Origin of the sequence: Kineococcus sp. G2, assembly GCF_037154035.1 — a bacterium.
Classification (GTDB): domain Bacteria; phylum Actinomycetota; class Actinomycetes; order Actinomycetales; family Kineococcaceae; genus Kineococcus.
Genome location: NZ_JBBBEM010000094.1, coordinates 1 through 566 on the forward strand (window position 1 = coordinate 1; position 566 = coordinate 566).

The window sequence follows — 566 nt, forward strand, 5'->3', positions numbered from 1 at the left end:
GCCGGCCGCGGACCACGCCGCCGCCGCTGCGTCGGCCACCACCGCACCCGGTGGGCCGACCGCGCCGCAGCGGCCCGCACCGGTCGCGGACGCACCGGTCGCGGACGACGGCTGGCCGGCGGCCCGCACGCCCGGCTCGCCGCCACCCGCCCCGCCCGGTGCCGCTCCCGCGGGCCCGGCGGCGGCCGCGCCGTCCGGGGAGCGGGCCGGGGAGCCGTCCGCGCAGCCCGCGGCCGCCGAGGTCGCCTCGGACGCCGAGGCGGTGCGACGGCTGTGGACGGACGTGCTCGGCGCGCTGTTCCGGCTCAAGCGCACCACCTGGTCGCTGGTGGCGGAGAACGCCGCGGTGCAGGACTGCCGCGGCGGGGTGCTCACCCTGCGCTTCAAGACCCCGGGGCTGGCGGCGACGTTCGGGCGCGGCAACCACGCCGGTTTCGTCGCCGAGGCCCTCCTGGAGGTCACCGGCATCGCGGCGAGCGTCCAGGCCGCCGGCGCGGAGGGGGCCGGCCCGCGCGGCGGCGGCCCCCGCCGCCCTCGCCCGAGCGGCCCCGGCGGCCCGCCCGCGG

1 pseudogene is annotated in these 566 nt (G+C 83.4%); it reads left to right on the forward strand.

Annotated elements, in window-relative coordinates:
* Positions 1 to 566: pseudogene (locus tag V9U69_RS13940) on the forward strand (DNA polymerase III subunit gamma/tau); the annotation flags it as partial.